The organism is Cryobacterium sp. TMT1-2-1, from assembly GCF_004403955.1.
GTDB lineage: Bacteria > Actinomycetota > Actinomycetes > Actinomycetales > Microbacteriaceae > Cryobacterium > Cryobacterium psychrotolerans.
The window spans coordinates 16,645-43,352 of the sequence record NZ_SOHC01000065.1 but is presented as its reverse complement, the minus strand read 5'-3'; the positions used below and the strand labels follow the sequence as shown (position 1 = coordinate 43,352).

The window sequence follows — 26,708 nt, the reverse complement described above, 5'->3', positions numbered from 1 at the left end:
GATTAAATAACCTCCGGTGCCAGCGAGATGATCTTCATGAACTTCTTGTCGCGAAGCTCGCGACCGACCGGTCCGAAGATGCGGGTGCCACGAGGGTCCCCGTCAGCCTTCAAGATCACTGCGGCGTTCTCATCGAACTTGATGTACGAACCGTCTGAACGACGGGTCTGCTTTTTGACTCGAACGATGACGGCTTTGACGACGTCACCCTTCTTGACGTTGCCGCCCGGGATGGCGTCCTTGACCGTGGCGACGATGACGTCACCGAGACCGGCGTAACGACGGCCTGAGCCGCCGAGCACGCGAATGGTCAACAGTTCCTTGGCACCCGTGTTGTCGGCAACCTTGAGTCGTGATTCCTGCTGAAGCACTTTCTAACTCCTTATGTCAAGCAAGCGCGAGGCTTACTTGGCCTTCTCGAGAATCTCGACCAGGCGGAAGCGCTTGGTGGCACTCAGCGGACGGGTCTCGCTGATCATGACCAGGTCGCCGACGCCGGCGATGTTCGCCTCGTCGTGCACCTTCAGCTTGGAGGTACGGCGGATGACCTTGCCGTACAGCGGGTGCTTCACGCGGTCTTCGACCTCAACGACGATGGTCTTGTCCATCTTGTCGCTGGTCACGAATCCGCGCATGGTCTTGCGGTAGCCGCGCTCGAGAGCCGTGGCCTCGGCTGCGACGACCTTCTCGTCTGACTTCGCCATGACTAGGCCTCCTTCGTCTCGACGGCCTCGGCTGCGACGTCATCCGTTACGGGTGCAGTCTCGGCCTTGGCCTTCTTGGTCGTCTTCTTCTCAGCCTTGGCCGGAGCCTCGACTGCGACGGGAGTGGCACGAATGCCCAGCTCGCGCTCACGGAGAACCGTGTAGATACGAGCGATGTCCCGCTTGACCGCGCGGAGGCGGCCGTGGCTTTCGAGCTGGCCGGTGGCCGACTGGAAGCGCAGGTTGAACAGCTCTTCCTTGGCCTTCTTCAGCTCGTCGAACAGCCGTTCGTTTTCAAAAGTGTCGAGCTCGTCTGAGGCGAGCTCCTTGGATCCGATCGCCATTATGCGTCGCCCTCCTCGCGCTTGATGATGCGTGCCTTGAGGGGCAGCTTGTGAATTGCGCGGGTGAGCGCTTCGCGAGCGACGGCGTCAGAGACACCGCTCAGCTCGAAGAGCACGCGACCCGGCTTGACGTTCGCAACCCACCACTCAACGGAACCCTTACCGGAACCCATGCGGGTTTCGGCCGGCTTCTTGGTGAGCGGACGGTCGGGGTAAATGTTGATCCATACCTTGCCGCCGCGCTTGATGTGACGCGTCATGGCGATACGAGCGGACTCGATCTGACGGTTGGTCACGTAAGCGGGGGTGATGGCCTGGATGCCGTATTCACCGAACGAAACGGTGGTGCCACCGGTTGCATGGCCGCTACGGCCGGGGTGGTGCTGCTTGCGGTGCTTGACTCTGCGTGGAATCAACATGGTTATGCCTCAACTCCTGCCGCTGCGGCCGGAGCCGCAGGTGCCTCTGCGCGGGGCGCACGGCGGGGACGGTCGTCGCCGCCGCGGCGCTCGGGGCGCGATGACTTTGCGCTTGCCTGCTCGCGGGCGAGTTCCTTGTTCGTGATGTCGCCCTTATAGATCCAGACCTTCACGCCGATGCGGCCGAAGGTGGTCTTGGCTTCGTAGAAGCCGTAGTCGATGTTCGCGCGAAGCGTGTGCAGGGGCACGCGGCCTTCGCGGTAGAACTCCGACCGGCTCATCTCAGCGCCGCCGAGACGGCCCGACACCTGGATGCGAACACCCTTGGCGCCGGCACGCTGGGCGCCCTGCAGGCCCTTACGCATCGCGCGGCGGAAAGCCACACGAGCGGAGAGCTGCTCGGCAATACCCTGGGCGACGAGCTGGGCATCCTGCTCGGGGTTCTTGACCTCGAGGATGTTCAGCTGGATCTGCTTGGCGGTGAGCTTCTCGAGGTCGGAGCGGATGCGCTCGGCCTCGGCGCCACGGCGACCGATCACAATGCCCGGACGGGCGGTGTGAATGTCGACGCGGACGCGGTCACGGGTGCGCTCGATCTCGATGCGGGACACGCCCGCACGGTCGAGGCTCGTGCTCAGCAGACGACGGATCTTGACGTCTTCAGCAACGAAGTCGCTGTAACGCTGGCCCGGCTTCGTGCTGTCAGAGAACCAACGCGACACGTGGTCGGTCGTGATTCCCAGACGGAAGCCATAGGGATTTACTTTCTGACCCATTACTTCGTCCCCTCCTCAGGAGTGGTGAGCACAACCGTGATGTGGCTGGTGCGCTTCTTGATCTGGAATGCGCGGCCCTGTGCCCGTGCCTGGAAACGCTTGAGGGTGGTTCCCTCATCGACGTATGCCTGGCTGACGAACAGGTCCTGCTCGTCCAGGTAGGTGTTCGCGGCGTCTGCCTTGACCCTCGCGTTAGCGATGGCCGAAGCAACCAGCTTGTACACCGGGTCGCTTGCACCCTGCGGTGCGAACTTCAGAATGCCCAGGGCTTCCTGCGCCTGCTTGCCGCGGATCAGGTTGACAACGCGACGAGCCTTCTGGGGGGTAACGCGGATGTGACGCACGCGTGCGATCGACTCCACCATTTCTTCTCCTCCTTCACGTCCCCGCGTTAGCGGCGACGGCCCTTCTTGTCGTCCTTCACGTGTCCACGGAAGGTGCGGGTGGGAGCAAACTCGCCGAGTTTGTGCCCAACCATGGTCTCGGTGACGAACACCGGGATGTGCTTGCGCCCGTCGTGCACGGCGATGGTGTGTCCCAGCATGGCGGGGATGATCATCGAACGGCGCGACCAGGTCTTGATCACATTCTTGCTGGAGGCTTCATTCGCCCTGACAACCTTGCGAAGCAGGTGGTCGTCAACGAAGGGGCCCTTCTTAAGACTTCTTGGCATCGTCTACTCCTACTTACGCTTCTTGCCGACGGTACGGCGACGAACAATGAGCTTGTCGCTTTCCTTGTTGATGTGCCGGGTCCGGCCTTCCTTCTGGCCCCAGGGGCTCACAGGATGACGTCCACCGGAGGTCTTGCCCTCGCCACCACCGTGGGGGTGGTCGACCGGGTTCATGGCGACACCACGAACTGTGGGGCGAACGCCTTTCCAGCGCATGCGGCCGGCCTTGCCCCAGTTGATGTTCGACTGCTCGGCGTTGCCGACCTCGCCGATCGTGGCGCGGCAGCGGGCGTCGACGTTACGGATTTCTCCGGACGGCAGGCGCAGCTGGGCGTAGATGCCATCCTTCGCGACGAGGCGAACCGATGCGCCAGCGGAGCGGGCCATCTTGGCACCGCCGCCGGGGCGGAGTTCGATCGCGTGAATGATGGTACCGGTGGGGATGTTCTTCAGCGGCAGGTTGTTGCCGGGCTTGATGTCAGCACCGGCGCCCGACTCCACAATGTCGCCCTGGTTGAGCTTGTTCGGGGCGATGATGTAGCGCTTGGAACCATCCAGGAAGTGCAGCAACGCGATGCGTGCCGTACGGTTCGGGTCGTACTCGATGTGAGCGACCTTCGCGTTGACGCCATCTTTGTCATTGCGCTTGAAGTCGATCACGCGGTACTGGCGCTTGTGGCCACCACCGATGTGACGAGTAGTGATGCGTCCCTGGTTGTTGCGGCCACCGGTCTTCGACAGGGGGCGGAGCAACGACTTCTCGGGGGTCGAACGGGTGATCTCTGCGAAGTCCGCAACAGATGATCCGCGACGACCCGGGGTCGTGGGCTTGAACTTACGAATAGCCATTTCTTAGTCCTCTTGTCCGCGCCGCTTAGCCGACGGCCGTGAAGATGTCGATGGAGCCGGACTTCAGCGTGACGATGGCACGCTTCGTGTCCTTGCGCTTGCCGAGTCCGAACTTGGTGCGGCGAGTCTTGCCCTGACGGTTCAGGGTGTTGATCGACGCGACCTCGACCTTGAAGATCTTCTCGATAGCGAGCTTGATCTCGGTCTTGTTCGCGCGGGGGTCCACAACGAAGGTGTACTTGCCTTCATCGATCAGGCCGTAGCTCTTCTCAGAGACGACCGGAGCGATGATGACGTCGCGGGGGTCCTTCTGGATCTGGGTAGCCATTATGCGGACACCTCTTCCTTCTTGGTCTTGCTCTCCACGAACGCGTCGAACGCGCCCTTGGTGAAGACGATGTCGTCGCTGACGAGCACGTCATAGGCATTCAGCTGGTCCCACGAAAGAACGTGGACCGTCGGGACGTTGCGCACGCTGCGAAGCGTGAGCTCATCGGTGCGCTCCAGGACGACCAGCACGTGCTTGCTGGTGGCAATCTTGGTGAGCAGCTCGATGGCGCCCTTGGTGCTGGGCGTCTCGGCGCTGAAGAGCGCCGTGACGACGTGCAGGCGGTCACCGCGGGCGCGGTCCGAAAGCGATCCGCGCAGTGCTGCCGCGATCATCTTCTTGGGGGTGCGCTGCTCGTAGTTGCGCGGCGTCGGGCCGTGCACGATGCCACCACCGGTCATCTGAGGGGCGCGGATCGAGCCCTGACGAGCGCGACCGGTTCCCTTCTGCTTGAACGGCTTGCGCCCTGCACCGGAAACCTCGCCGCGACCCTTGGTCTTGTGCGTGCCCTGGCGTGCGGCAGCGAGCTGCGCGACAACGACCTGGTGAATGAGCGGAACGTTGGTCTGAACGTCGAAGATCTCGGCGGGCAGCTCAACGGTGCCGGCCTTCTGACCCTTCGCGTCAATGAGGTCAAGTGAGTTAGTCATAGTGACTACGCTCCCTTCACTGCGTTGCGGACGAATACGAGGCGGCCCTTGGCGCCGGGAACGGCACCCTTGACCAGCAGGAGGCCCTTCTCGGCGTCAACCGCGTGAACCTTGAGGTTCATGACGGTGACGCGCTCTCCACCCATACGACCGGCCATGCGCATGCCCTTGAAGACACGGCTCGGGGTCGAGGAAGCACCGATGGAACCGGGCTTGCGGTGGTTACGGTGTGAACCGTGCGAAGCGGAAACACCCTTGAAGTTGTGGCGCTTCATGACACCGGCGAAGCCCTTGCCCTTGCTGGTGCCCATGACATCGACCTTGGTGCCGGCAACGAAGACACCGTCAACGGTGAGTTCCTGGCCCAGGGTGTAGTCAGCGGCATCCGCGGTGCGGAGCTCGGTGAGGTGACGGCGCGGCGTGACGCCGGCCTTGTCGAAGTGGCCTGCGGCCGGCTTGTTCACCTTGCGCGGGTCGATGGCGCCTGCAGCGATCTGAACGCCGGCGTAGCCGTCGATCTCCTTGCTGCGGATCTGGGTCACAACGTTCGGCGAGATCTCGATGACGGTGACGGGTACGAGCTTGTTGTTCTCGTCCCACACCTGGGTCATGCCGAGCTTCTTGCCGAGCAGACCCTTGGTGGTCTTGGTATCGGAGTAAGACATACCGGCCCCTACAGCTTGATCTCGATGTTGACGTCTGCCGGGAGGTCGAGACGCATAAGCGAGTCGACGGCCTTCGGCGTCGGGTCAATGATGTCGATCAGACGCTTGTGGGTGCGCATTTCAAAGTGCTCCCGGCTGTCCTTGTACTTGTGAGGGGAACGGATGACACACACCACGTTCTTCTCGGTCGGAAGCGGCACGGGGCCGACGACGGTGGCACCCGCACGGGTGACTGTGTCGACGATCTTGCGCGCCGAGGTGTCGATGACCTCGTGGTCGTACGACTTAAGCCGAATGCGGATTTTCTGTCCCGCCATGTCGAACTCTCTCTCTGTCAAGGCTTCTTACATCCCGAAGGCTGCATTGGACGCCGTAGTAGCACTACTGCTGAAGCACCACTGTTCTTCTGTCAATTTCAGCTCACACCGAAGGATCGGTCTTCGCTAAGGCCAACTCCCGCGCACCGGCGAACCGGAGGGCGGACGTGGTTCTACCCACATCTTTTGGAGAGTTGATTCAAGCTGTGCTCTGCTACCCGCGGCCTAACCTGGACTCCCCTGGGGAGCGGTTATGCACTGCCTGGCAGTGATTCCAGCCGCTGCGCAGAACGCGGGCCGAAAGTGTTGAACTAGAAGAGTCTGCCACACGGTTGATGCTTTCTGCAACCCGGGCGTGTCGCTTTGGGCGTGTCCCTCTCGCCCAATGCCCGCCCGGGAGTCGCGCGACGACGGTGCGGGCGCGGGAACCCGCGCGCCGATGTGCATTCCTGCGAGTTTCTCCCGAATCTCGCGTTGCGCGGGTGGCGCGCCGCTGCGCGGGTGGCGCACGTCCCGCGCAGCGGCGTATTACCCGCGATTCAGCCGCGAAGGTCCGACCGGAAGCCCGAGCTGGAGCAAACGCGCCCGTAGCCGGTACTGATTCAGCCCGGTGGCGGTGTCCCAGCGTGTGAACGCACGTACCTGTCGCCGGATGCCGTCCTCCCGCAGCTTCTCCGCGTACACCACCTCGGCCGGCGTCCGCCCCCCGAGCATCACCGGGTCGAAGTATTTGCCTGCACCGTCGCACTCGCCGACGCAGTCGTAGTCCCGCCAGAAGAAGTCCGTTTCCACGGCTCGGCCGTCAACCTCGAAGCGATGCTGGAGTTCCGGGGCCGGGAATCCGCTCAGCGCGATGTTGACGCGGCTCCCCGATTCGCTGGAGGATCCGGACAGGTGGGTGCCGAAGTCGATGATTGCGCGCGCCCGAACGGATCCTCGGAAGGGAAGCATCCTTTCCCAGGTGTCAAATAGCTCCTCCCTGGTCGTCAAAGGGAGCACTCGGCCGAAGCGGTCGACTGCGAGCGCACGATCGACCGCCGCGACCGCCGACTTCAGATCCATGGTGGCGGCGAGATCGACGACCGTTCGCCCGACGGTCGTCAGGAGCACTCCATCGCGTTCGGTCACGTCTGCCTCGTGAATGCCCAATGCGTGCTTTCGAATCCCGGGATCAGACCGACCGCCGGCCGCGCGTTCGATCAGGAAGTGGACCTCCCGCGGCCATGGCACAAGAATCGGCAGCCCCCAGAGGACCGCGGCAGATTGATGGGATACCGGCGGGGAGCCCCTGCGGGCCAGCGCGGCACCGCGCACCCGAAGCTCGTACTGCTGGTCCGGCGTGAACTCCCGCCAGCGAGCAGCAACGATGTACTGCCCGCGGTAGAACCGATATAGGTGCCCACGCCCAGCCAGGCGACGCAGACGAAGGTCTTCGCCGAGGGCCCCGCTGAGGTCGGAGGCGAGCACGAGGCCGTCGGTGAGGGCGTCTGCGTCATTCGGCTCGAGCATCCGTTCAGTCTGTTCGACGGACACGCACGCCGAGTGGGTACGGCGCCAATCGGGTGGAGGATCCCCATGCGCGCCCACTGGGGAGGACTCCCGTCCGCCCGAGTTACGCGGGCGTTGCGCCCGTGCGCGGGCGGCGCAACGCCCGCGTAGCGGCGCACTACCCGCGCTCGGCCCGGCTGCCGCTATTCGTTGCCGACCTTCTTGTCGGCTGCGTCGCGGGCGCCCTCGATCTGTTCGTCGAACTTGCCGCCCGTGACCTTCTTGACGGCATCCGCTGTTCCGCCGAGCAGCTTGTCGCTGATGTCCTCGGCCTGCTGGCTGTTCAGCGCTTCCTTGACCTTGTTGTCGTCCAGGAATTCCTGGGCCTTCCTGGTGATGTCCTCGAGTCCCACGATCGCTCCTCCGGTGTCGGCCGCCCTGCGCGGCTCATCCCGTCAAAACTAGAACGACGCTGCGACCGGCGCAATGCCCCGACCCTTGGCACACAAGCCGGGCACGCAGCCGGGCACACAAAAAGGGGCCGGGCCCGAAGGCCCGACCCCTTTCGGATCGACTAGCTCAGCATGCGAGCCGGCAGAAGGTTGTTACTTGAGTACCTTGGTGACAGTTCCGGCGCCGACGGTGCGGCCACCTTCACGGATAGCAAAGCCGAGGCCCTCTTCCATGGCGATCGGCTGAATCAGCGTGACCGTCATGTCGGTGGTGTCGCCGGGCATGACCATCTCGGTGCCCTCGGGCAGCGTGATGACGCCGGTGACGTCCGTGGTGCGGAAGTAGAACTGCGGGCGGTAGTTGGCGTAGAACGGGTTGTGACGGCCACCCTCATCCTTTGACAGGATGTAGGCGGTGCCCTCGAACTCGGTGTGCGGCGTAACCGAACCCGGCTTGACGACGACCTGGCCGCGCTCGACGTCTTCGCGCTTGGTGCCACGAAGAAGAAGACCACAGTTCTCGCCGGCCCACGCCTCGTCGAGCTGCTTGTGGAACATCTCGATACCAGTGACCGTGGTCTTCTGCGTCGGGCGGATGCCGACGATCTCGACCTCGGAGTTGATCTTGAGGGTTCCACGCTCGGCGCGGCCGGTGACAACGGTTCCACGACCGGTGATCGTGAAGACGTCCTCGACGGGCATGAGGAACGGCTTGTCCTTGTCGCGGACGGGGTCCGGGATGAAGTCGTCGACAGCCTTCATGAGCTCAAGGATGTTCGCGGTCCACTTGGGGTCGCCCTCGAGCGCCTTGAGTGCAGAGACGCGCACGACGGGAGCGTTGTCCCCGTCGAAGCCCTGGGCGGAGAGGAGCTCGCGAACCTCGAGCTCAACGAGCTCAAGGATCTCTTCGTCATCGACCATGTCGGACTTGTTCAGCGCGACCATCAGGGACGGCACGCCGACCTGCTTGGCGAGAAGAACGTGCTCGCGGGTCTGAGCCATCGGGCCGTCAGTAGCGGCAACCACCAGGATTGCGCCGTCCATCTGAGCAGCACCGGTGATCATGTTCTTGATGTAGTCAGCGTGGCCCGGGGCGTCAACGTGTGCGTAGTGACGCTTCTCGGTCTCGTACTCAACATGCGAGATGTTGATCGTGATGCCGCGCTGGCGCTCTTCGGGAGCGGAGTCGATCGACGCGAAGTCGCGCTGAACGTTGGTCTTGGACGGATACGTGTCGGCAAGGACCTTTGAGATCGCTGCAGTCAGCGTGGTCTTTCCGTGGTCAACGTGACCGATCGTTCCGATGTTTACGTGCGGCTTGGTCCGCTCGAACTTGGCCTTGGCCACTGTAGGTCCTCCTCAGGATCCTCGTGCAGTCCACCGGCCGCTTTTCACGGCGACCGGTGACGCTGCTGGAGATGTGTCTACTTATGTTACTTGGGCCAGGCGGCCTAAGCGATTCGGCCCGAAGGCCAGGGGTTGGGCTATTCGCCCTTGTTCTTCTGGATGATCTCGTCGGCGACAGCCCTCGGGACCTCCGCATAGCTCTCGAAAGTCATCGAGTACACGGCGCGGCCGGAGGTCTTCGACCTCAGGTCACCGATGTATCCGAACATCTCCGAGAGGGGCACGTGGGCGCGAATTACCTTCACGCCCTGCGCGTCCTCCATGGTCTGGATCTGCCCGCGACGCGAGTTGAGGTCTCCGATGACGTCTCCCATGTATTCCTCAGGGGTACGCACCTCGACGGCCATCAACGGCTCGAGCAGAACGGGGTTTGCCTTGCGAACGGCTTCCTTGAAGCCCATCGATCCGGCAATCTTGAACGCCATCTCCGAGGAGTCGACGTCGTGAGCAGCACCGTCGAGCAGACTCGCGCGGACGCCGACCATCGGGTAGCCGGCCAGGACGCCAACGTGCAGCGCGTCCTGGATACCAGCGTCGACCGACGGAATGTACTCGCGCGGGATGCGGCCGCCGGTGACCTTGTTCACGAACTCGTACGTCTTGTCGACGGTGATTTCCATCGGCTCGAGTGCGATCTGGATCTTCGCGAACTGGCCGGAACCACCGGTCTGCTTCTTGTGCGTGTAGTCGTGACGCTCAACCGACTTGCGGATGGTCTCACGGTAGGCAACCTGCGGCTTGCCGACGTTCGCCTCAACGTTGAATTCACGCTTCATGCGATCGACGAGGATGTCGAGGTGAAGTTCACCCATTCCCTTGATCACCGTCTGGCCAGTTTCCTGGTTCTGCTCGGTGCGGAAGGTGGGGTCTTCTTCGGCCAGCTTCTGGATCGCGAGACCCAGCTTTTCCTGGTCCTGCTTCGTCTTCGGCTCGATGGCAACCTCGATGACCGGCTCCGGGAACGTCATCGACTCGAGCACGACCTGTGAGTTCGGGTCGCACAGGGTGTCGCCCGTGGTCGTGTCCTTGAGGCCGATGACCGCGTAGATGTGACCGGCGGTCACGAAGGCCACCGGGTTCTCCTTGTTGGCGTGCATCTGGAAGATCTTGCCGATGCGCTCCTTCTTGCCCTTGGTCGAGTTGATGACCTGGGCTCCGGAGTCGAGGCGGCCGGAGTACACGCGCACGTAGGTCAGGCGACCGAAGAACGGGTGCACGGCAACCTTGAAGGCGAGAGCGGTGAACGGCTCGTCGGCATCCGGGTGACGCATGACGACCTTCTCTTCGTCGCGTGCGTCGTGCGCCTCAATGGCGGGCACGTCGAGCGGCGTCGGGAGGTAGTCAACGACTGCGTCGAGCATCGGCTGGACGCCGCGGTTCTTGAACGCGGAACCGCAGAGAACCGGGTAGATCTCGCTGTTGACGGTGAGCTTGCGGATGGCGCCCTTGATCTCGGCGACAGTCAGCTCTTCGCCGGCGAAGTAACGCTCCATGAGGTCATCGTCGGTTTCGGCGACGGTCTCGAGGAGGAGCTTGCGGTACTCGGCAGCCTTCTCAACGAGGTCGGCGGGGATCTCTTCGATGGCGTACTTGGCGCCCATCTCGACGTCACCCTTGGAGTCGCCGCGCCAGGTCAGTGCACGCATCTGGACGAGGTCGACAACACCCTCGAAGTTCGACTCTTCACCAATGGGCAGCTGGATGACCAGCGGCTTTGCGCCGAGGCGCTTGATGATCGTGTCGACCGTGAAGTAGAAGTCGGCGCCGAGCTTGTCCATCTTGTTGACGAAGCAAATGCGGGGCACGTCGTACTTGTCGGCCTGGCGCCAGACGGTCTCGGACTGGGGCTCAACGCCCTCCTTGCCGTCGAACACGGCGACGGCGCCGTCGAGGACGCGGAGCGAACGCTCCACCTCGACGGTGAAGTCAACGTGACCGGGGGTGTCAATGATGTTGATCTGGTTGTTGTCCCAGAAACACGTCGTCGCAGCAGACGTGATCGTGATGCCGCGCTCCTGCTCCTGCGCCATCCAGTCCATCGTCGAGGCGCCGTCGTGGGTCTCGCCGATCTTGTGGTTGACACCCGTGTAGAACAGGATGCGCTCGGTCGTGGTGGTCTTGCCGGCATCAATGTGCGCCATGATGCCAATATTGCGGACCTTGCTCAGGTCGGTCAGCACGTCAAGTGCCACGGGAGTCCTCCGGAAGTCTGTGGTTTGGTGGGGCTAAACAAGCACGGTGATCGAGCTTGTCGAGATCTGTGACCTCGACAAGCTCGATCATCGAAACGACTACCAGCGGTAGTGTGCGAAGGCCTTGTTCGCCTCAGCCATCTTGTGAGTGTCTTCGCGACGCTTCACCGCGGCGCCGAGGCCGTTGGATGCGTCGAGAATCTCGTTGGTGAGACGCTCGGTCATGGTCTTCTCGCGACGCGCCTTCGCGTAGCTGGTCAACCAGCGGAGGGCCAGGGTGTTGGCGCGGTGAGGCTTGACCTCAACCGGCACCTGGTACGTGGAGCCACCGACGCGGCGCGAACGCACCTCGAGGGTCGGGCGCACGTTGTCGAGTGCCTTCTTCAGCGTGACAACGGCATCCGCGTTGTTCTTGGCGGTGACTCCTTCGAGTGCGTCGTAAACGATGCGCTCGGCGAGCCCCTTCTTGCCGTCGAGGAGGATCTTGTTGACCAGCTGGCTGACGATGGGAGCACCGTAAACCGGGTCAGCGATAACGGGACGCTTGGGCGCTGGGCCTTTACGAGGCATTACTTCTTCTCCATCTTGGCGCCGTAACGGCTACGAGCCTGCTTGCGGTTCTTGACGGCCTGGGTGTCCAGTGCGCCGCGAACGATCTTGTAACGAACACCCGGGAGGTCCTTAACGCGACCGCCGCGGACGAGCACCATCGAGTGCTCCTGCAGGTTGTGACCCTCGCCTGGGATGTAGGCGGTGACCTCGGTACCGTTCGACAGCTTGACGCGGGCGACCTTGCGAAGAGCCGAGTTCGGCTTCTTCGGGGTGGTGGTGTAGACACGGGTGCAAACGCCGCGCTGCTGTGGGTTGGACTTCAGGGCGGGAGCCTTGGTCTTGGTGACCTTGGGGCTGCGGCCCTTTCTGACCAACTGCTGAATGGTGGGCACTAATTACTCCTTGATATAACTGCACGGTGACAGCTCATTGATGGCTAGCATTCGTTCCGCACGTCTCCGGGCGAATCGAGTTCATCTGGACCCACCAGCGCGCGGAACGTGTTTCCGCGATTCAGGTGGGTATGCCGTGGGGGCTGCTCGGAGAGCAAACCCTGAGTGCATGTTCTTGTCGACGGCATAGTTCAACCGCACGACAAAGCGCACACCCCAAAATACTAACCCGCGCCTGCCCACCCGGTCAAATGGATGCCGCTGATCGAGCTTGTCGAGATCCCGCTACCCGCTGCTCGGCCAGAGCGGCGAATCCAGCGCACTCTCCAGGTCGGCGAGCAGCGCCTTCACCTGCGGTTCGACGTACTCGGAGACCGCCCTGTGGATCCGTTCGCGGTGCTCGGCGAGTTCGGCGCAGACCCGCTTGCCCACGAGGATCGCGTAGTCGTCGGCGAGCTTCAGTTCGGCGCGGATGGCCGCCTTCTCCTCAAGTGAGAGCTGCGGGGGCGGTGGCTGAACGTCGACGGGTTCCTCGGCGTTGGCGAGTTCGCCGAAGGTGAAGAGGTACGGGGCATCCGGGGCTGCCGGCGGGTCGAGGTCGAGGCCCTTGAACTCGGGCTCGAGCCCCTCGGCCGGCCGGTATTCCGTGGAGGCCTTGCGAGCCTCATTGAGGCGGAGCTCCCGGCTGAGCAGCGGCAGGTTGCGGTCGGTGTACTCATCCACCGACGCATCGATCACGAGTTTCATGCGCATCGAGAGCGCGTGCTGCACCGCGTGAGGGACATCCGTGGCCAGGCCGGCGGCGGCGACAATCGGCGACCCGAAGCACTGCCGGCAGAGCCTGGCGCGGCCTCGGTGCGTGCCGGGGCGCCAGCGGGGAACCCAACGCAGCCAGTTGTCAACCTCGTGGCTGACGCGCGACTCGATGGACCCTTCCATGGATACTGAGGATACTCCCTACGGCTACTCGCCGCGGCGTTCCCACGGCCACAGCGGGCGACCGTTTTCGCCCACGCGGGCCGCGAGGATCCAGGAGTAGACGAGCACGACGATGAAGGCGAGGATGCCGGTCGCCGCGGCGTAGGGGCCGAGCAGCATCGATGACGCGAAGGTGAGCATATTGATCGACTGCCCCTCCCCTACCGCGTAGAGCACGGCGCCGGCGACAACGAAGGCGGCCACGGCGGCCAGGCCGGTGCCGACGGCGAATCCGACCGCGATCCGCTGCCGCTCCGGCGGCGTGTTCACGCCGAGCACGAGCAGGAGGATGAAGACGAGCAGCACGGCCGTTCCGGTCATGCCGGGCCCGACGAGGGGCCCGGCATCCGGCTGGGTGATGACATCCGTGTTGGTGGCCAGGCTGATCAGGCCGAAGGCGGCGACGACCAGCGCGAGGTAGAGCACCGCCGTGAAGACGGCGAGGATCGTCGCGTATTTCTGGTAGTCCCGCACAAGGCCGAGCTTAGGCCGAATGGGTGAGCTGCGGACCTTCGGCGAGCTGGCGCTCGTACTCGGCGCGGGTCTCGGCGTTGCGGGCGGTGACGGAGCGTCCGCTGCGCGCGATCCAGGCACCGGCCCAGATCGGCACCTCGCGGGCGATGACCGCCGCGGCGATGGCGAGCGGGTTCAGCCAGAGCGTGTTGACGAACCGCACGGCCTCATCCGGGGAGTAGTTCCACGCCTGCACGGTGAGCAGGGCTCCACCGATGTAGGAGAAGTACACGACGGCCGCGACCACGAAGCCGAAGAGCACGTAGGCCCACCAGCCGCCGCGGTTGACGAGGGCGACGAGCACCGCCAGGGCGATGAAGAAGAACAGGACCGGGATGTAGAACACGGGCCGGATGACGAACTCGGTGAACCGTGCGGTCGCTTCGGCTGCGCTGTCGACGTTGACGCCGACGACGATCATGGCGACGAGCGCGTAGAGGGCTGCGTAGACGACCGTTGCGAGCGCGGCAACGAGGACGCCGGTGGCGCGGTTGCCGCGGTTGCGCGGGGGTGTGGGGGCCTGCACGTAGATGGGCTGCTGGGTGGCCGTCTGGGTTGCGGCCGCAGCGGGGACGTACTCGGGGTGCTCGCCGCGCGGCGTGTATTCGGGGGCGGCGGGCGCTGTCGGGGCCGCTGCGGTATCGGATGCAGCTGCCGCGGTGCCGACCGTGGCGGCGGGCCGGTAGGCCTCGTGCGTGAGGGGCTGGTCCTCCGCGGTTTCGTTGCGGTAGTCGGACGTGGCCTCCGGCTCGGAGGCGGCGGCGTGCGAGCCCGTTCCGGTGTAGCCGTTCGGGTCGGTCTCGGTGGTGGCGTGGTGCTCATCGGAGTGCTGCTCGGTGGCGTGTTCTTCAGCAGACTCCGGGGAGTCGGCGGGCTCGCGAGCCTCGCCGGCGTCCGACGGGTTCTCGTCCCGGTTCTGGTCGTTCCGGTTGCCGTTGTTGGGCGTGGTGTCGCTCATGCTGCGCTCCTCGTGGCCTGGGCCGTAGTTCTCTGCAGCAACTGTAGCAACGCGCACGCCCCGATCAGCGGACTGCTGGGCGCGCGGCGCGCCTAACCCGTCTCGACCAGCGCATCCGCGGTCGGGTCGAGCAGCACGTAGACGAAGGCGGTGATCGTGCCGGTCACGTTGCCGGAGTCTTCTTCCTCCGAGGTCTTGAACGTGGTCACCATGACCAGTCGCTTGCCCTTCTGCAGCCCCGCGACAAAGGTGAGCACGTCGTCGTAGCGACCGTTGACCTCGAGCGAGATGGGTACAGCGACGAAGTTCTGCGCCGTCACCAGCGGATTCACGACCGGGGCAGGAACCGCGGCGGCCGCCGCCGCTTCTGCCGCGGCAGCTGCTGTAGCGGCCGCGTCGACAGGTGCCGCGGCTGCGGCATCGCCCGTAGCGGCGCCATCGGCCGGCGCAACCTCGGCGGCCGGGGCTGCGACGACGGGCACATACGGCTGGGCGTCGCTGACTGTGATCTGGGTGAGCGCGACCCTGTGCTTCTCGGCCATCGTGCCGAGCTGGCCGACGAACGCCGGCATGTCCGGCCCGCTGGGTACGGACTCCCGAAGGCCCGCGAGCTCGTCGCGGAGGTCGTCGATGCTCTCGAACTGTTCTTTGAGCGTCACCAACTGGGCCTCGAGATCGGTGTTCTGCGTCTCCACTGTCTCCTGCTGAGCTTTGGCCTCCCGCGCTTCGCTGAGCTTGGGCGAGATGCCGAGCATCCAGCCCAACACGGCGACGATGCCGATCAGAAGAACCGCTCCGAGCACCCACAACCTGTTCATATTCATGACTACTTCTCCTCGGTTTCGGCGAAGCGGTTGGAGTACGCGCCTTCATTGATGTGCAGGGTGAGGTCGACCTGGTACGCGCCCGTGTCGGAGCGCCTGATTGAGGTCGGCGAGCCATCTGCATAACCTGGCAGGGCTTTCATCTCCTCGAGCCAGTCGGGGACCGTCGGCAGGCCGGGGCTGGTCATCGTGATCATGATGGTGGCGATCCGCGCCGCTTGCAGGGGAACGGTCGGCTGCTCGAAGAGCACGAGCGGCGACGCCGCGCTGATGTCGACGGTGTCGATCGTCACGTCCGACGGCAGCACCCGGCGGATCTTCTCGAGATACGCTTTCCAGTCGACCTCGGTCGAGGCGCCCACCTGGCGTGCGGCCATCGACAGGTCGACGTCATCCTGCACCTGGCGCACCTCCACGAACTTGGCCTGCTCGGCCAGCAGTTCGGTCGTGCGCTGCTGCACGGAGGCGAGCTTCGCCTGGCTCGCGGCGGCCTGCCAGAACGCCACGCCCGCCCCGGCGGCCACGAGCACGACGATTGCGACGACGGCAAAGCCGAGGTTCCTGCGGAGGATCCTGCCGCGCTGCCTGTCCTTGACGATGGGAGGCAGCAGGTCGACCCGCGGCTCCCCGCCGATGATCAGTTCGTCGGTTGCGGATGTGCGGCTCATGCTTTACTCCCCAGCGCCAGGCCCAGCGCGACCAGGAATGCGCCCCTGGTCTGCGTCAAGGCAGTTGCGTCCACGCCGCGACCGAGGGCCACGGACCCGATCGATTCCGGAGCCACAACCGGAAGCCTCGTCATCTCCCCGAGCGCCTCGGCGAACCCGCCCAGTTGCGCTCCGCCGCCGGTGAGCACGATGCGGGTCACCGTGAGGTGGTCGCGTGTGTTGGTGAAATAGTTGACGGTGTTCCGCAGGCTGTTGAGCAGCTCGGTCGTGACCTCGCGGATGATCGTGACGGCCGCGTGGTGTTCGGGCAGGGCGCCCGCCGGGGAGAGGCCAAGGCTCCTCTTCATGGCCGCTGCCTGTTCGGCGTCGATGGCCAGACGAACGGTGAGCGCCTGGGTGAGGTCGTCGCCCCCGGTCGGGATCAGGCGCACGAACTGGGGCACGCCGGCGATCGTGATGACCACGCTCGTCGTTCCGGCGCCGACGTCGATCTGCACGACCGCTCCATCCGTGTTCTCGCCGCGGTGGATGGCGCGGCTGAGCGCGAACGGGATGAGGTCGACTTCGACGGGTGTCAGCCCGGCGAGCTCGGCTGCGAGCACATTGCCGAGCACCGCTTCTTTCACCGCCGCGATCAGCAGGCCATTGACCTGCGGGCCGTTCTCTCCGTCGCTCTCGGAGATCGGGTAGAAGTCGAGCAGCGCGTCGGAGACCGGAACGGGCAGCATGTCCTGCACCTGGAAGGGCAGCGCCTCGCGGATGTGCTTCATCGAGGCCTTGGGCACCGCGAGGTCCCGAGCGAGCACCCGGTGGTTGCCCATGCCGAGCACGACGTTTTTGCTCTTGAACCCCCCGGCTGACCATAACTGCTTGATGGCGGCCGCGACCGTATTCGGTTCGACGACCTCGCCGCGGCTGACGGCGCCGCCGGGCAGGGCCACCTCATGGAAGCGCACGAGCGTTGGCTTCGCCTTGCCGGCGTCGCTCACTTCTACGGCGCGCACCGCGGCGCTGCCGATGTCGATCCCTACGACGCTGGTCGTCATGGCTTCTCCCCCGCTAGTCGTGTCGTCATGCCAAACCAAAGAGTGACAGGTACCAAGTGGCGATCGTTTCGCCGCCGAAAATGCCCAGCCACGCTCCGGCCAGCATCCACGGGCCGAACGGAATACCGCTCTTCCGGTTTGCCCTGCGGGTGATGACAAGCACAAGACTAAAGACTCCGCCGAGCAGGAACGCGCTGAACGCGCCGACGGCGAGCGGAGCCCAGCCGAGCCAGCCGAGGTAGAGGCCGAGCAGCCCGGCCAGTTTCACGTCACCCAGGCCCATGCCGCCGGGGTAGATGAGCGCAAGCAACAGGTAGAGGCCGAACAGCGCCGCCCCGCCCGCAAGGGCGGTGAGCAGCCGCTCGGGCGTTCCCGCCAGGAGGGCGCCGCCGGTCAGCAGCACCGCCGCCACAGGGTACGCCGGCAGCACGATCCGGTTGGGCAGCGTGTGCGTGTCCAGGTCGATCATCGCGAGCGCCACGCTCACGGCAGCGAGATACAGAAAAGCGACCAGCGTTGCGGCGACCCCAGCGGTCGCGCTACCGGTGCTGGAGCTTGTCGACACCACGCCAGACAAGAGCCACCACGCAACGACCCCGAAGAACAGAGCAGTCCCCAGCTCCACCAGCGGATACCGCACCGAGATCCCCGCCGCACAGTCGCGGCACCTCCCGCGCAACAGCAGCCACGAAACCACCGGCACGTTGTCCCACGGTCGAATCCGGGCGCCACAACTGCCACACGCACTCGGCGGCGCGACAATCGAGCGCCCCGCAGGCAGACGGAAGATCACCACGTTCAGAAACGATCCGATGAGCGACCCGAAGACTCCGGCCACGCCAGCCAGTGCGCCAACCATCAGCTAACTCAGGTCTCGGAAGCTTGTTCGGCTTCCCAGGTGTGCGGGGATCGGCGGCGTGGGCGCCGGCCCACCGAGGTTCACGCCCGGGATACCCACCGGGGCAAAATTCATCTGGGCCTGCTGGTTGAACTGCACCTTCGCGCCGTAGAGCTGGCCGCGCCAGTTGTTGCGGTCGATCAAGATGTTGCAGGGCGTGTAGACCATAACGGACAGGGTCACGTCGGTGTTCGTCTCGTTGTTGAGGTAGATGTCCCCAGGTGGCACACAAGTCGGTGCGTGGTCTGCCGTGTTGTCGGGCACAATCAGCCAGAGCTTCCGGCTGCCTCCAACCCCCGTCGCCTCGAGCTTGGTGATCGTGAAGCTCTTGGCGATGATGGCGACATTGGCATTCAGAGCGATGGGCTTGATGCTGCTCTCCGTGGTGATGCCGTTCGGGCAGTTCAGGGCGTTCACCACCGTGGGAACGACAAGGTCCTTTATCCACTCTGCTTCGAGGTTCTTGATCGAACAGCTGGCGGGCGCGCCCGCCCAGGGGATCTCGACATACCCCTGCCCCTTCCAGGTCGAGGTGGCGAACCACGCTGCCGAGGCGGGGGACGCGTAGGGATACGGCACATCCACCCAGCTCGGAATGACCGGTGCCGGCGGCGGCGTCAGGCTGCCGACGCCGGTGCGCACGGTGCCCTGCACGGCGCCCGTGGCGACGGTTGCCGTGCCGCTCGAGAGGAGGTCACCCATCACCGTGGAGCCCGCTGTGACGGTCGCGACGCTGGTTGCGGTTCCCGCCAGGATGATCGATTTCTTCACCGTGCTGCTGGACACGGTGGTGTTTCCGCCGGCCCAGATGCTGCCGTTGACGGTTCCTCCAACGGTCACGGTGCCGCTTGCGATCACGTCGCCCTGCACGGTCCCGCCGGTCAGGGTCACGTTCTTCGACGCGTGGATGGAGCCGGTGACGTCACAGTTGTTCAGGATGATGGATCCGTCGCCCGCCATGACGCTGCCGGCGATTCCCCCATTGGTCTTGCAGTCGATGTCAATGTCACCGTGCCCGACCTGGACGTCGGCCAGGATGCTGTCGGTGATGATGGGGTCGACGATGCCGAATTGGCTGTGCGTGGCCGCGAAGGTTTCCGCGTAGATCGCGGCTCCGGTCGCGGCGATCTGGGGGATGCCTGGGTAGGCGGGGATGTAGTCGTAGAGGGCTTCGACCTTCTCCGTGTCCCCCGACGTGGCACCGGCGACTCCGTTGGCCTCGGCATACCCGGTGGACCGGATGCGCACCTGCGACGTCGTAGTCGTGGGACACCCTGCCGTCCAGCCCGCGCCCGCCTGATACTCGATGACTGCGCTGTACTTCGGAACCGCCCCGACCGCGGACGTGTACACGTGACTGACCGCGGCACAGCTGCCGGCGGTCTGGAGACCAACCGCGGCGACGTCGACGCCCGCCTCTGCCGCAGCCCTGGCTTGCACGGAGGCGCGGCTGCTGCTGGTGACACCCAAGCTATTGACGGTGGCCGCGGTAACCGTCATGCCTATTACGAGGGTCACCGCCATGACGCCCAGCACTGCCATCAGCGCGCTCCCGCGCTCCTTGCGCTGAAGACGGTCCAGTCCAGCGGCTAGAAACATGGGAGGCTCACTTCCACTCCGGTCGCCGGCACGGGCTGCCGACTGTGTAACGAGGTTTCGATGCGTAGGGGCTGACCTTTGCCTGAGTCGACGTCGAGCTTGAGGACGACGGTTCGGCCACTACCACCGAACACTGGGAAGCCTGCGACCGGCGCCATTCCGTCCCCGATAAGGGTCCAGGTCGCGATGTTTGCGGTTGTGGTGGGGATGAGGTCCGGTGAACTCGTGGATCGAATTTGGCCGTTTTGGAAGGACCAGGCCTGGCAGAACCAGCTCTCGGTGCTCGCGGTCCCGGCAGTTCGGACGATCAGGACTTGGGGAACGGCCCCGGCGGGACTGCGCCAAATGGAGCTGGAATTGCGAACGCCCTGGCCTACAGACTTCGAGACAAGCTGGCCCGTGCTGCTCGACTGGGCCGCATCGCGCACCGTGCGCTCAGCAGTGAGGGAATTGATGAGGAGACTACCCACGACCAGAAGCACGACGACTGCGAGCACCATGTAGATCAGCAGCTCGATGAGGCTGAAGCCGACCTCTGCGGATTCGCGCCCCGACACCCCACTGCGCGAGGGCATCAGGGCGCCCTCAGGTAGATTCGCGTGCTGGCGGTCTGGGCAGGCGCAGTCGACCCGACAACCGAAACGGACACGATGACCTTTACGGTGGTCGGATAGGCGACCACCGCGGAGCAGGACTCCACATTGCGCGTCGGTTGATAGCTGACTCCGCGCGCGTCAGGAGGAACGACGGCCAGGGATGCACTCCCAAAAGCGGTGATGAGAGAACAGGTGTCGCCCGCCGCGCGGGCTTGCTCCATTTGCTGGTTGACCAACTGGGTCGCCGTGGCGATGGTCGAGTTGCGAACGGAAGTCTGCAGAGAGGTGACGAGAAGAGGGAGAAACGCGACGGACAGAAGGCCGAGCAGGAACATTGAGACGACAATTTCTATCAGGCCGAACCCAGCTTCGCACGGTCCGCGGTTGACCCGCAGTCGCTTGTTCACGCGCCGACCCCTTCCTGAGGATTGAGAGTGCGTTGAATGGCAAAAACGGCGGTGGAGCGTCACTTCAACGACGCCCCACCGCCAAAGGGTCCGATTCCTCCGCGTCAGACGGGAGAGCCGGGAGCCCTGCGATCTAGGCGCAAGCTGCCTTCTTGACTCCACCGGAGTTCGTAATGCTGTATGCAACCGTCGAACCGCTGACAGCGTCGATGCAGAAGTTCGTTCCACCGGTCTTGATCAAGACGCTTGTCACATCGGCGGACTTCACAAATCCGTACGCGGTGAGATCTCCGATGGTCGTTGTACCGGCCGGGGTGTCGAGGAGCAGGCTCACATAGGCGACCTTGGCCGTCGCGAGGTCCGACTTTGCGGCCGAATCTTTGGCCTGGTTCTGCTGGCTGAGGAAGATGGGGATGGCGATGGCGGCGAGGATGCCGATGATGATGACGACGACGAGAAGCTCGATGAGCGTGAAGCCCTTTTCCTTCTGGCCGAGTTCTGAACGCTTGCGGGCAAGCGCCTCAGTGATGCTTCTGATCATGTGAGTGTCCTTTACTGGATGGGTGCTGGGAAAGGCTTTTGCGTTGCCTGAGTTGAAGCTTATGGGCCACAGCGTGGGGCAATATCCCACTTACAGGGGGTTTTCTGGCATAACGCGCCCCCAGTGAGGGGGCGGCTACTTGATGTATTCGAAGATGCTGAACATGGGCATGTACAGCGCGACGATCATGCCGCCCACGACGACTCCGATGAAGGCGATCATCAGGGGCTCGATCAGGGCGGTGAGCTGCTCGGCCGTGGACTGCACCTCCTGGTCATAGAAGTCGGCTATCTTGCCGAGCATCTGCTCCAGGGCGCCGGCATCTTCACCGACGGCGATCATCTGAGTGACCATGGCGGGGAAGACCGGCTCGAGGCTCAGCGGACCGGCAATCGACTTCCCTTGTCGCACGGACTCCTGCACCTTACGCACGGCAGACTCGACTACCCAGTTGCCTGATGTCTCGCCGACGATGTTCAGTGCCGCCAGGATGGGGACACCCGCGCCGATCATCGTCGAGAAGTTGCGGCTGAACCGCGCGATGGCCAGCTTGGTCATCAACGGGCCGAAAACGGGGAGCTTCAAAATGATCGGGTCCAAGATCTTGCGTACGACTTCTGTGTTCTTGTTCTTGCGCCACCACACGGCAAAAACGATTCCGCCGACTATGAGCAAGGGGAGCAGCCACACCATTGCTTGAGAGAGCACGACAAGAACTTGAGTCGGCAGCGGCAATTGTCCGCCAAGGTTCTTGAACATCTTCTCGAAGACCGGAACGATAAACGTGAGCATGCCGATCACGGCAACCACAGCCATGATGAGCACGATCGTCGGGTAGGCCATCGCCGACTTGATGGTGTCGCGAAGTTTGCCCTCCGATTCGAAGTTACCGGCGACCGAGTTGAGCGAGTTCTCAAGGAACCCGCCGGTTTCGCCCGCCTTAACTAGGTTGATCATGATCGGCGGGAAGACCGTGTTGTGTTTGTCCATCGCCTCTGACAGGGAGACACCGGATTCGACGTCGTTCCGAATCGACGTGAGGATTCGGGCGAGCTCCTTGTTCTCAGTCTGCTCCGAGAGGATGTTCAGCGTACGGAGCAGCGACAGCCCGGCAGAGGTCATCGTGGCCATCTGGCGGCTCATGATCGCGAGGTCCTTGAGCCCGACACCCTTGCCGAAGCCGGGGATCTTGATCTCCATGCTGAGGCCGGTGCCCACAGCGACTTCCGACACGCTGATGGGCGACAGCCCCATGGTGCGCATGCGTCCCATCGCCGCAGCCTCGGATGCGGCATCCAGTCGTCCCTTGACGACCTTGCCGGCCGCGTTCCGGCCCTTGTACGCGAAGGCCAGGGTCGAGGGCACCTACTTGCCCTTGGGCGAGAAGGAGTCGCCGAAGTCGATGCCGCCGGCCATGGGATCGTCGGAGGGGTCGACCCGGCGAATGAGCTGGGCGAGGCCCTCCAGGTCCTGGGCCTTTTCCTCCGCCGAGTGGCGAGTGATCAAGCCGCTGTTGACGAGCTCGGCCAGGTGCTGGTCCATGGTGTGCATGCCCTGGCTGCGACCGGCCTGCATCGAGGAGGCGATCTGGTAGGTCTTGCCCTCGCGGATCAGGTTGGCGATGGCCGAGGTCGTGACGAGCACCTCGGTGGCCACCACACGCCCGCCGCCGACCTTCTTCACCAGGGTCTGGCAGACGACGCCCTGCAACGTCGCCGCGAGCTGCGCCCGTACCTGGCCCTGCTGGTGCGGCGGGAAGACGTCGATGATGCGGTCGATCGTCTGCGCGGCCGACTGGGTGTGCAGCGTGGCGTAGACGAGGTGGCCGGTCTCTGCGGCGGTCAGGGCCACCGAGATCGTCTCCAGGTCGCGCAGCTCGCCGATCAGGATGACGTCGGGGTCCTGCCGCAGCACGTGCTTGAGCGCAGCGGCGAAGCTGTGCGTGTCGCTGCCGACCTCGCGCTGGTTGACCAGCGACTTCTGGTGCCGGTGCAGGAACTCGATCGGGTCTTCGACCGTGACGATGTGGTCGGCCCGTGTGCGGTTGACCAGGTCGACGAGCGCGGCGAGCGTGGTCGACTTGCCCGAACCGGTGGGGCCGGTGACGAGCACGAGGCCACGCGGGATCGCAGCGAACTGGGCGACCGACTCGGGCACGCCGAGGTCTTTCAGCTGCTTGATCTCGCGCGGGATCAGCCGGAAGGCGCCTCCGATCGAGCTGCGCTGCTGGTAGTAGTTCACGCGGAACCGCGCCCCGCCGGCGGTGTAGGCGAAGTCGAGTTCGAGTTCACGCTCGAACTCCTCCCGCTGCGCCGGAGTCAGGATGCTCTGCAGTGCCGAAAAGACCTTGTCGCGCATCCACTTGGTCGAGCCGTCGATGGGCCGGAGGCCGCCGTCGAGGCGGATGCTCGGCGGCGCGCCGACCGTGATGTGCAGGTCGGAGGCGTTGAGGTCGAGCACCTCGGCGAGGGCGCCCATGAGGTCAGGGTCGGGCGCGTTGGTGTCGCCCGCGCGGGTGCGGCGGGGGCGTTCGGCGAAGGTGACGATGTCTGCCTCGGCGACGCCCTCGAACTGGCCGAGCGGCACCTCGGGGGTCGTCACCGACGGCACTGACGGCACCGGCAGGCGCAGGGTGGGCGGGTCGAAGTCGATGACGCCGGAGGCCGACTGTCTTTCCGCGTGGCCTTCCGCACGGCTGTCCGTGTGGGTCTCCATCCGGGCCGCGGCCTGGGCGGCAGCAGCGGCCATGGCCTCCGCGAGCCCGGACTCGGTTTCGGGCTCGCTGAGGCTCCAGCTGGCCGCCGTGGTGCCCGGCGGCGTGACCGGAATCTCGTAGATGGGCTGGTTCATGCGGATTTCCCCTTCGGCACTATGCGACCACCCGGAGAATTTCCTCGATGGACGTCAAACCAAGTCGAACTTTCGCCCAACCATCTTCACGCAGCGTGAGCATCCCCTGCTCGCACGCGGCCCTGGAGATGTCCGCGCTCGACGCGCGGGCAACCGTGAGGCGTTCGATCTCTTCCGAAACCGTCATGACCTCGTGCACGGCGACGCGCCCTCGGTAGCCGGTGTTGGAACAGCTCGCGCATCCGACCGGCTTGTACAGCGTCGGCAGCGGGAGATTCGGATCGAAGCGTATGCCCAGGCTTTGCAGCTCGGACGCGTCATGCTCGCCGGGCGCCTTGCAACGCGGGCAGAGGCGACGCGCGAGCCGCTGGGCCACGACGCAGTCGAGCGCGGAGCCGACCAGGAACGGCTCGATCCCCATCTCGGTGAGGCGAGTGATCGCGCTGGGCGCGTTGTTGGTGTGCAGAGTGGAGAGCACGAGGTGGCCGGTGAGGGCTGCCTCGATCGCGATCTGCGCCGTCTCGTGGTCGCGGATCTCACCGAGCAGCACGACGTCGGGGTCTGAACGCAGGATCGAGCGCAGGGCGCTGGCGAAGGTGAGGCCGGCCTTGACGTTGACCTGCACCTGGTTGATGCCCGCCATCCGGTACTCCACCGGGTCTTCGACGGTGATCACGTTGATCTCCGGCCGGGCGACCGAGTTCAGGGTCGTGTACAGCGTCGTCGACTTGCCCGAGCCCGTGGGCCCGGTCACAAGGATCATCCCGTACGGCTTGGAGTACGCCGTCTTGTAGGCCTCGGCGTTGTACTCGAGCAGGTTGAGGGCCGAGAGGCTCATGGTGGTGCTCGCGTTGTCGAGGATTCGCATGACGATCTTCTCGCCCCACACCGTGGGCAGGGTCGCCACGCGCAGGTCGATCTTGCGGCCGCCGTGGCTGACCGACATGCGGCCGTCCTGCGGTTTGCGACGCTCGGCGATGTCGATGTCGCTCATGATCTTGAGCCGCGAGATCACGCCGTTCTGGATGCTCTTCGGCGCGGTCTGCATCTCGTGCAGCACGCCGTCGATGCGGTAACGCACGCGCAGGCTGTTCTCGGCCGGCTCGATGTGGATGTCCGAGGCCAGGTCCTGGATCGCCTGGCTGACCAACAGGTTGACGAACCGCACGATCGGGGCGTCGTCGTCGCCGGCATCGGCCAGCCCGAACGAGGAGCTTTCGATTGCGGCGTTCTCGTCCTCCAGGGTGGAGGTGAGGTCGCTGAGTTCGTCGTCGGCCCGGTGGTAGCGGGCGAGGGCGCCGAGCAGGTCGGAGCGTTCTGCGACGACCGGGACAACACGCATCCGTGCCGCTTCGCGCACGTCGTCGATGGCGAAGACGTTGCCGGGGTCGACCATGGCGAGTACGAGGTGGCCGCCGTCGATCTTGATCGGGAGCACGTTGTGGCGTCGGCAGACTGCGGCGGGAACGAGCGAGACGGCGAGCCGGTCAACCGGGTAGTCGAGCAGCTCGACGAAGGGCAGGTTCGCCTGCGCGGCGACGGCCCTGGCGAACTGGATCTCGCTGATCACGCCGCTCTTGACCAGGGCGCGCACGGCGCTCTCGTCGGCCGGATCGCCGGACATGAGGGTGTCGAGCACCTCGATGGGCAGGAGGCCGTGCAGGATCAGGATTTCGGTCAGGGTTGCCACGTTGGTACTCCCCCCGGGTCGGGCGCTGCATGCGGAACCGTCGGGCGGTGCAGGGTAAGGCTGTGCCCGGGGTGTGATTTAGCTCAAGGCTAACGGTACCGGCGGGCCGACACGCTCGACAGTCCCGCGATCTGGGGGTGAGTCGGCGCCGGATGTCCCGAGAAGCTACGCGGCCTTCCAGACATTGGCGATGATGTCGTGCGTGTAGCCGTCGGGGCCGGCGTTCGTGTACTTGGTGGCCAGCCAGATGCCGTCGCGCAGGAAGTGCGATTCGCCGAACGTTCCGGACTCCGTGGTCGTCTGGATGACGCAGCGGAGGCCCTCGAGCTCCTCGTAGCAGCGGAGGCCGGCCTCCTCGAGCCGGGCCTTGACCGCGCCGCTCTGCGCCGGTGTGACCCAGACGAGGTCGGTGACGACGCCGGTGTCGGAGCCGCCCGCCGCGGTGCCCCAGATGCAGGTCAGGTTCTCGGCCGTGTCAATGACCCTGCGGAGCGCTGCATCGTCGGATCCGTAGAGCACCTCGGCGCCGGGGGCGGTCGCCCAGGCCGGGTTCAGCACGAGGTCGCCCATGGCCTCCACCATCGACGGGCTGTAGAGCTCGTCGCAGCTGGTCGGCCGCGGCGTCCCGTCGTCGGCCACGGGCGTAGGGGTCGGAGTGATCGGCAGGGCTGTCGCGGGAGAGCTGGGCACCGGGCGCGCGGCGGGGGCATCCGGGCCGGTCGGGGTGGTCGGGCTGGTCCCCCTGGGCAGGAGGGCCAGGACCACCAGGACGACGACCGCGATCACGGCGACCGCAAGCAGCACGAAGACCCAGGGCCGCGGCGCCCCGACGGGCCGCCCGGCACCCGGCGCGCGTCGAGCTCGATCAGCGGCCACCGGTTACCCCTTCGAGATTGGCTCTACCTTATCGCTCACCGTGAACGACGGATGGC

Annotated in this window: 33 protein-coding genes; all 33 read right to left on the bottom strand. The window is 64.9% G+C overall.

What is annotated here, in order from left to right; all coding sequences use genetic code 11:
• Positions 1 to 2 precede the first annotated feature (2 nt).
• Complete coding sequence (gene rplN / locus E3T33_RS11815; RefSeq protein WP_092322364.1) at positions 3 to 371, bottom strand: 50S ribosomal protein L14; 369 nt, start codon at positions 369 to 371, stop codon at positions 3 to 5.
• 33 nt (positions 372 to 404) lie between these two features.
• Positions 405 to 704 (bottom strand): 30S ribosomal protein S17, encoded by a 300-nt coding sequence (gene rpsQ / locus E3T33_RS11810; protein WP_092322365.1) that lies wholly within the window; start codon positions 702 to 704, stop codon positions 405 to 407.
• Positions 705 to 706: 2 nt separating this feature from the next.
• Complete coding sequence (rpmC, locus tag E3T33_RS15705; RefSeq protein WP_092322367.1) at positions 707 to 1,048, bottom strand: 50S ribosomal protein L29; 342 nt, start codon at positions 1,046 to 1,048, stop codon at positions 707 to 709.
• Positions 1,048 to 1,467 (bottom strand): 50S ribosomal protein L16, encoded by a 420-nt coding sequence (gene rplP, locus E3T33_RS11800; protein ID WP_092322369.1) that lies wholly within the window; start codon positions 1,465 to 1,467, stop codon positions 1,048 to 1,050. The genes rpmC and rplP overlap by 1 nt, the downstream gene beginning before the upstream one ends.
• 2 nt (positions 1,468 to 1,469) lie before the next feature.
• Complete coding sequence (gene rpsC / locus E3T33_RS11795) at positions 1,470 to 2,243, bottom strand: 30S ribosomal protein S3 (RefSeq protein ID WP_092322370.1); 774 nt, start codon at positions 2,241 to 2,243, stop codon at positions 1,470 to 1,472.
• Positions 2,243 to 2,608 carry a 50S ribosomal protein L22 gene (gene rplV, locus E3T33_RS11790; protein WP_092322372.1) on the bottom strand — a complete coding sequence of 122 codons (366 nt, stop codon included), beginning with the start codon at positions 2,606 to 2,608 and terminating at the stop codon, positions 2,243 to 2,245. The genes rpsC and rplV overlap by 1 nt, the downstream gene beginning before the upstream one ends.
• A gap of 26 nt (positions 2,609 to 2,634) precedes the next feature.
• Positions 2,635 to 2,916 (bottom strand): 30S ribosomal protein S19, encoded by a 282-nt coding sequence (gene rpsS, locus E3T33_RS11785; RefSeq protein WP_092322373.1) that lies wholly within the window; start codon positions 2,914 to 2,916, stop codon positions 2,635 to 2,637.
• 9 nt (positions 2,917 to 2,925) lie between these two features.
• A complete protein-coding gene (rplB, locus tag E3T33_RS11780; RefSeq protein ID WP_092322374.1) occupies positions 2,926 to 3,765 on the bottom strand; it encodes a 50S ribosomal protein L2 in 840 nt (279 codons plus the stop codon).
• Between the two features lie 25 nt (positions 3,766 to 3,790).
• Positions 3,791 to 4,093, bottom strand: a complete 303-nt coding sequence (gene rplW, locus E3T33_RS11775) for a 50S ribosomal protein L23 (RefSeq protein WP_092322375.1) — start codon at positions 4,091 to 4,093, stop codon at positions 3,791 to 3,793.
• Complete coding sequence (gene rplD / locus E3T33_RS11770; protein ID WP_092322376.1) at positions 4,093 to 4,743, bottom strand: 50S ribosomal protein L4; 651 nt, start codon at positions 4,741 to 4,743, stop codon at positions 4,093 to 4,095. Before rplD ends, rplW begins: the two co-directional genes overlap by 1 nt.
• 5 nt (positions 4,744 to 4,748) lie before the next feature.
• The gene (rplC, locus tag E3T33_RS11765) at positions 4,749 to 5,408 is read right to left on the bottom strand and encodes a 50S ribosomal protein L3 (protein ID WP_092322377.1); all 660 of its coding nucleotides are present in this window, start codon (positions 5,406 to 5,408) and stop codon (positions 4,749 to 4,751) included.
• An 8-nt stretch (positions 5,409 to 5,416) separates the two neighbouring features.
• Positions 5,417 to 5,725: a 30S ribosomal protein S10 gene (gene rpsJ, locus E3T33_RS11760; protein ID WP_005050520.1), complete on the bottom strand. Its 309-nt coding sequence runs from the start codon at positions 5,723 to 5,725 to the stop codon at positions 5,417 to 5,419.
• A 528-nt stretch (positions 5,726 to 6,253) separates the two neighbouring features.
• A complete protein-coding gene (locus E3T33_RS11755) occupies positions 6,254 to 7,234 on the bottom strand; it encodes a hypothetical protein (RefSeq protein ID WP_134575352.1) in 981 nt (326 codons plus the stop codon).
• A gap of 182 nt (positions 7,235 to 7,416) precedes the next feature.
• A complete protein-coding gene (locus E3T33_RS11750; protein ID WP_241977134.1) occupies positions 7,417 to 7,626 on the bottom strand; it encodes an antitoxin in 210 nt (69 codons plus the stop codon).
• 192 nt (positions 7,627 to 7,818) lie between these two features.
• Positions 7,819 to 9,012 (bottom strand): elongation factor Tu, encoded by a 1,194-nt coding sequence (gene tuf, locus E3T33_RS11745; protein WP_092322382.1) that lies wholly within the window; start codon positions 9,010 to 9,012, stop codon positions 7,819 to 7,821.
• 137 nt (positions 9,013 to 9,149) lie between these two features.
• Positions 9,150 to 11,264, bottom strand: a complete 2,115-nt coding sequence (gene fusA, locus E3T33_RS11740) for an elongation factor G (RefSeq protein WP_092322383.1) — start codon at positions 11,262 to 11,264, stop codon at positions 9,150 to 9,152.
• 99 nt (positions 11,265 to 11,363) lie between these two features.
• The gene (rpsG, locus tag E3T33_RS11735; protein WP_092322384.1) at positions 11,364 to 11,834 is read right to left on the bottom strand and encodes a 30S ribosomal protein S7; all 471 of its coding nucleotides are present in this window, start codon (positions 11,832 to 11,834) and stop codon (positions 11,364 to 11,366) included.
• A complete protein-coding gene (gene rpsL / locus E3T33_RS11730; protein WP_055811472.1) occupies positions 11,834 to 12,208 on the bottom strand; it encodes a 30S ribosomal protein S12 in 375 nt (124 codons plus the stop codon). Before rpsL ends, rpsG begins: the two co-directional genes overlap by 1 nt.
• A 285-nt stretch (positions 12,209 to 12,493) precedes the next feature.
• On the bottom strand, positions 12,494 to 13,147 hold the full coding sequence (locus tag E3T33_RS11725) for a spermidine/putrescine ABC transporter substrate-binding protein (RefSeq protein ID WP_092322387.1): 654 nt from the start codon (positions 13,145 to 13,147) through the stop codon (positions 12,494 to 12,496).
• 24 nt (positions 13,148 to 13,171) lie between these two features.
• A complete protein-coding gene (locus tag E3T33_RS11720; RefSeq protein WP_092322389.1) occupies positions 13,172 to 13,660 on the bottom strand; it encodes a DUF6121 family protein in 489 nt (162 codons plus the stop codon).
• Positions 13,661 to 13,670: 10 nt separating this feature from the next.
• Entirely contained in the window at positions 13,671 to 14,657 is a 987-nt protein-coding gene (locus tag E3T33_RS11715) for a tripartite tricarboxylate transporter TctB family protein (protein WP_092322390.1), read from the bottom strand.
• A gap of 92 nt (positions 14,658 to 14,749) precedes the next feature.
• Positions 14,750 to 15,481 carry a type 4a pilus biogenesis protein PilO gene (pilO, locus tag E3T33_RS11710; RefSeq protein ID WP_092322392.1) on the bottom strand — a complete coding sequence of 244 codons (732 nt, stop codon included), beginning with the start codon at positions 15,479 to 15,481 and terminating at the stop codon, positions 14,750 to 14,752.
• 2 nt (positions 15,482 to 15,483) lie between these two features.
• On the bottom strand, positions 15,484 to 16,149 hold the full coding sequence (locus E3T33_RS11705) for a hypothetical protein (RefSeq protein WP_092322393.1): 666 nt from the start codon (positions 16,147 to 16,149) through the stop codon (positions 15,484 to 15,486).
• Entirely contained in the window at positions 16,146 to 17,195 is a 1,050-nt protein-coding gene (gene pilM / locus E3T33_RS11700; protein ID WP_134575351.1) for a type IV pilus assembly protein PilM, read from the bottom strand. Before pilM ends, E3T33_RS11705 begins: the two co-directional genes overlap by 4 nt.
• A 25-nt stretch (positions 17,196 to 17,220) precedes the next feature.
• On the bottom strand, positions 17,221 to 18,054 hold the full coding sequence (locus E3T33_RS11695; RefSeq protein WP_092322396.1) for an A24 family peptidase: 834 nt from the start codon (positions 18,052 to 18,054) through the stop codon (positions 17,221 to 17,223).
• Positions 18,055 to 18,057: 3 nt separating this feature from the next.
• Complete coding sequence (locus E3T33_RS11690; protein WP_134575350.1) at positions 18,058 to 19,692, bottom strand: polymer-forming cytoskeletal protein; 1,635 nt, start codon at positions 19,690 to 19,692, stop codon at positions 18,058 to 18,060.
• A complete protein-coding gene (locus E3T33_RS11685; protein ID WP_092322399.1) occupies positions 19,683 to 20,267 on the bottom strand; it encodes a hypothetical protein in 585 nt (194 codons plus the stop codon). The genes E3T33_RS11690 and E3T33_RS11685 overlap by 10 nt, the downstream gene beginning before the upstream one ends.
• Positions 20,267 to 20,695: a type II secretion system protein gene (locus tag E3T33_RS11680; protein ID WP_134575349.1), complete on the bottom strand. Its 429-nt coding sequence runs from the start codon at positions 20,693 to 20,695 to the stop codon at positions 20,267 to 20,269. Before E3T33_RS11680 ends, E3T33_RS11685 begins: the two co-directional genes overlap by 1 nt.
• Positions 20,696 to 20,828: 133 nt before the next feature.
• Entirely contained in the window at positions 20,829 to 21,236 is a 408-nt protein-coding gene (locus E3T33_RS15700; RefSeq protein ID WP_092322402.1) for a prepilin-type N-terminal cleavage/methylation domain-containing protein, read from the bottom strand.
• A 135-nt stretch (positions 21,237 to 21,371) separates the two neighbouring features.
• Positions 21,372 to 22,601 carry a type II secretion system F family protein gene (locus E3T33_RS11670; protein ID WP_241982930.1) on the bottom strand — a complete coding sequence of 410 codons (1,230 nt, stop codon included), beginning with the start codon at positions 22,599 to 22,601 and terminating at the stop codon, positions 21,372 to 21,374.
• A complete protein-coding gene (locus E3T33_RS11665) occupies positions 22,602 to 24,086 on the bottom strand; it encodes a type IV pilus twitching motility protein PilT (protein WP_277870638.1) in 1,485 nt (494 codons plus the stop codon). It lies immediately after the preceding gene.
• A 19-nt stretch (positions 24,087 to 24,105) separates the two neighbouring features.
• Entirely contained in the window at positions 24,106 to 25,776 is a 1,671-nt protein-coding gene (locus E3T33_RS11660; protein WP_092322405.1) for an ATPase, T2SS/T4P/T4SS family, read from the bottom strand.
• Positions 25,777 to 25,941: 165 nt separating this feature from the next.
• The gene (locus E3T33_RS11655; RefSeq protein ID WP_134575348.1) at positions 25,942 to 26,652 is read right to left on the bottom strand and encodes a hypothetical protein; all 711 of its coding nucleotides are present in this window, start codon (positions 26,650 to 26,652) and stop codon (positions 25,942 to 25,944) included.
• Between the last annotated feature and the right edge of the window lie 56 nt (positions 26,653 to 26,708).

What these genes read in the sequence shown, in the direction of transcription:
- rpsQ (WP_092322365.1), bottom strand. Translation starts at nt 704, where the DNA reads ATGGCGAAGTCAGACGAGAAGGTCGTCGCAGCCGAGGCCACGGCTCTC.
- rpmC (WP_092322367.1), bottom strand. Translation starts at nt 1,048, where the DNA reads ATGGCGATCGGATCCAAGGAGCTCGCCTCAGACGAGCTCGACACTTTT.
- rplP (WP_092322369.1), bottom strand. Translation starts at nt 1,467, where the DNA reads ATGTTGATTCCACGCAGAGTCAAGCACCGCAAGCAGCACCACCCCGGC.
- rpsC (WP_092322370.1), bottom strand. Translation starts at nt 2,243, where the DNA reads ATGGGTCAGAAAGTAAATCCCTATGGCTTCCGTCTGGGAATCACGACC.
- rplV (WP_092322372.1), bottom strand. Translation starts at nt 2,608, where the DNA reads ATGGTGGAGTCGATCGCACGCGTGCGTCACATCCGCGTTACCCCCCAG.
- rpsS (WP_092322373.1), bottom strand. Translation starts at nt 2,916, where the DNA reads ATGCCAAGAAGTCTTAAGAAGGGCCCCTTCGTTGACGACCACCTGCTT.
- rplB (WP_092322374.1), bottom strand. Translation starts at nt 3,765, where the DNA reads ATGGCTATTCGTAAGTTCAAGCCCACGACCCCGGGTCGTCGCGGATCA.
- rplW (WP_092322375.1), bottom strand. Translation starts at nt 4,093, where the DNA reads ATGGCTACCCAGATCCAGAAGGACCCCCGCGACGTCATCATCGCTCCG.
- rplD (WP_092322376.1), bottom strand. Translation starts at nt 4,743, where the DNA reads ATGACTAACTCACTTGACCTCATTGACGCGAAGGGTCAGAAGGCCGGC.
- rplC (WP_092322377.1), bottom strand. Translation starts at nt 5,408, where the DNA reads ATGTCTTACTCCGATACCAAGACCACCAAGGGTCTGCTCGGCAAGAAG.
- rpsJ (WP_005050520.1), bottom strand. Translation starts at nt 5,725, where the DNA reads ATGGCGGGACAGAAAATCCGCATTCGGCTTAAGTCGTACGACCACGAG.
- E3T33_RS11755 (WP_134575352.1), bottom strand. Translation starts at nt 7,234, where the DNA reads ATGCTCGAGCCGAATGACGCAGACGCCCTCACCGACGGCCTCGTGCTC.
- rpsG (WP_092322384.1), bottom strand. Translation starts at nt 11,834, where the DNA reads ATGCCTCGTAAAGGCCCAGCGCCCAAGCGTCCCGTTATCGCTGACCCG.
- E3T33_RS11725 (WP_092322387.1), bottom strand. Translation starts at nt 13,147, where the DNA reads ATGGAAGGGTCCATCGAGTCGCGCGTCAGCCACGAGGTTGACAACTGG.
- E3T33_RS11715 (WP_092322390.1), bottom strand. Translation starts at nt 14,657, where the DNA reads ATGAGCGACACCACGCCCAACAACGGCAACCGGAACGACCAGAACCGG.
- pilO (WP_092322392.1), bottom strand. Translation starts at nt 15,481, where the DNA reads ATGAATATGAACAGGTTGTGGGTGCTCGGAGCGGTTCTTCTGATCGGC.
- E3T33_RS11705 (WP_092322393.1), bottom strand. Translation starts at nt 16,149, where the DNA reads ATGAGCCGCACATCCGCAACCGACGAACTGATCATCGGCGGGGAGCCG.
- pilM (WP_134575351.1), bottom strand. Translation starts at nt 17,195, where the DNA reads ATGACGACCAGCGTCGTAGGGATCGACATCGGCAGCGCCGCGGTGCGC.
- E3T33_RS11695 (WP_092322396.1), bottom strand. Translation starts at nt 18,054, where the DNA reads ATGGTTGGCGCACTGGCTGGCGTGGCCGGAGTCTTCGGGTCGCTCATC.
- E3T33_RS11690 (WP_134575350.1), bottom strand. Translation starts at nt 19,692, where the DNA reads ATGTTTCTAGCCGCTGGACTGGACCGTCTTCAGCGCAAGGAGCGCGGG.
- E3T33_RS11685 (WP_092322399.1), bottom strand. Translation starts at nt 20,267, where the DNA reads ATGCCCTCGCGCAGTGGGGTGTCGGGGCGCGAATCCGCAGAGGTCGGC.
- E3T33_RS15700 (WP_092322402.1), bottom strand. Translation starts at nt 21,236, where the DNA reads ATGATCAGAAGCATCACTGAGGCGCTTGCCCGCAAGCGTTCAGAACTC.
- E3T33_RS11665 (WP_277870638.1), bottom strand. Translation starts at nt 24,086, where the DNA reads ATGAACCAGCCCATCTACGAGATTCCGGTCACGCCGCCGGGCACCACG.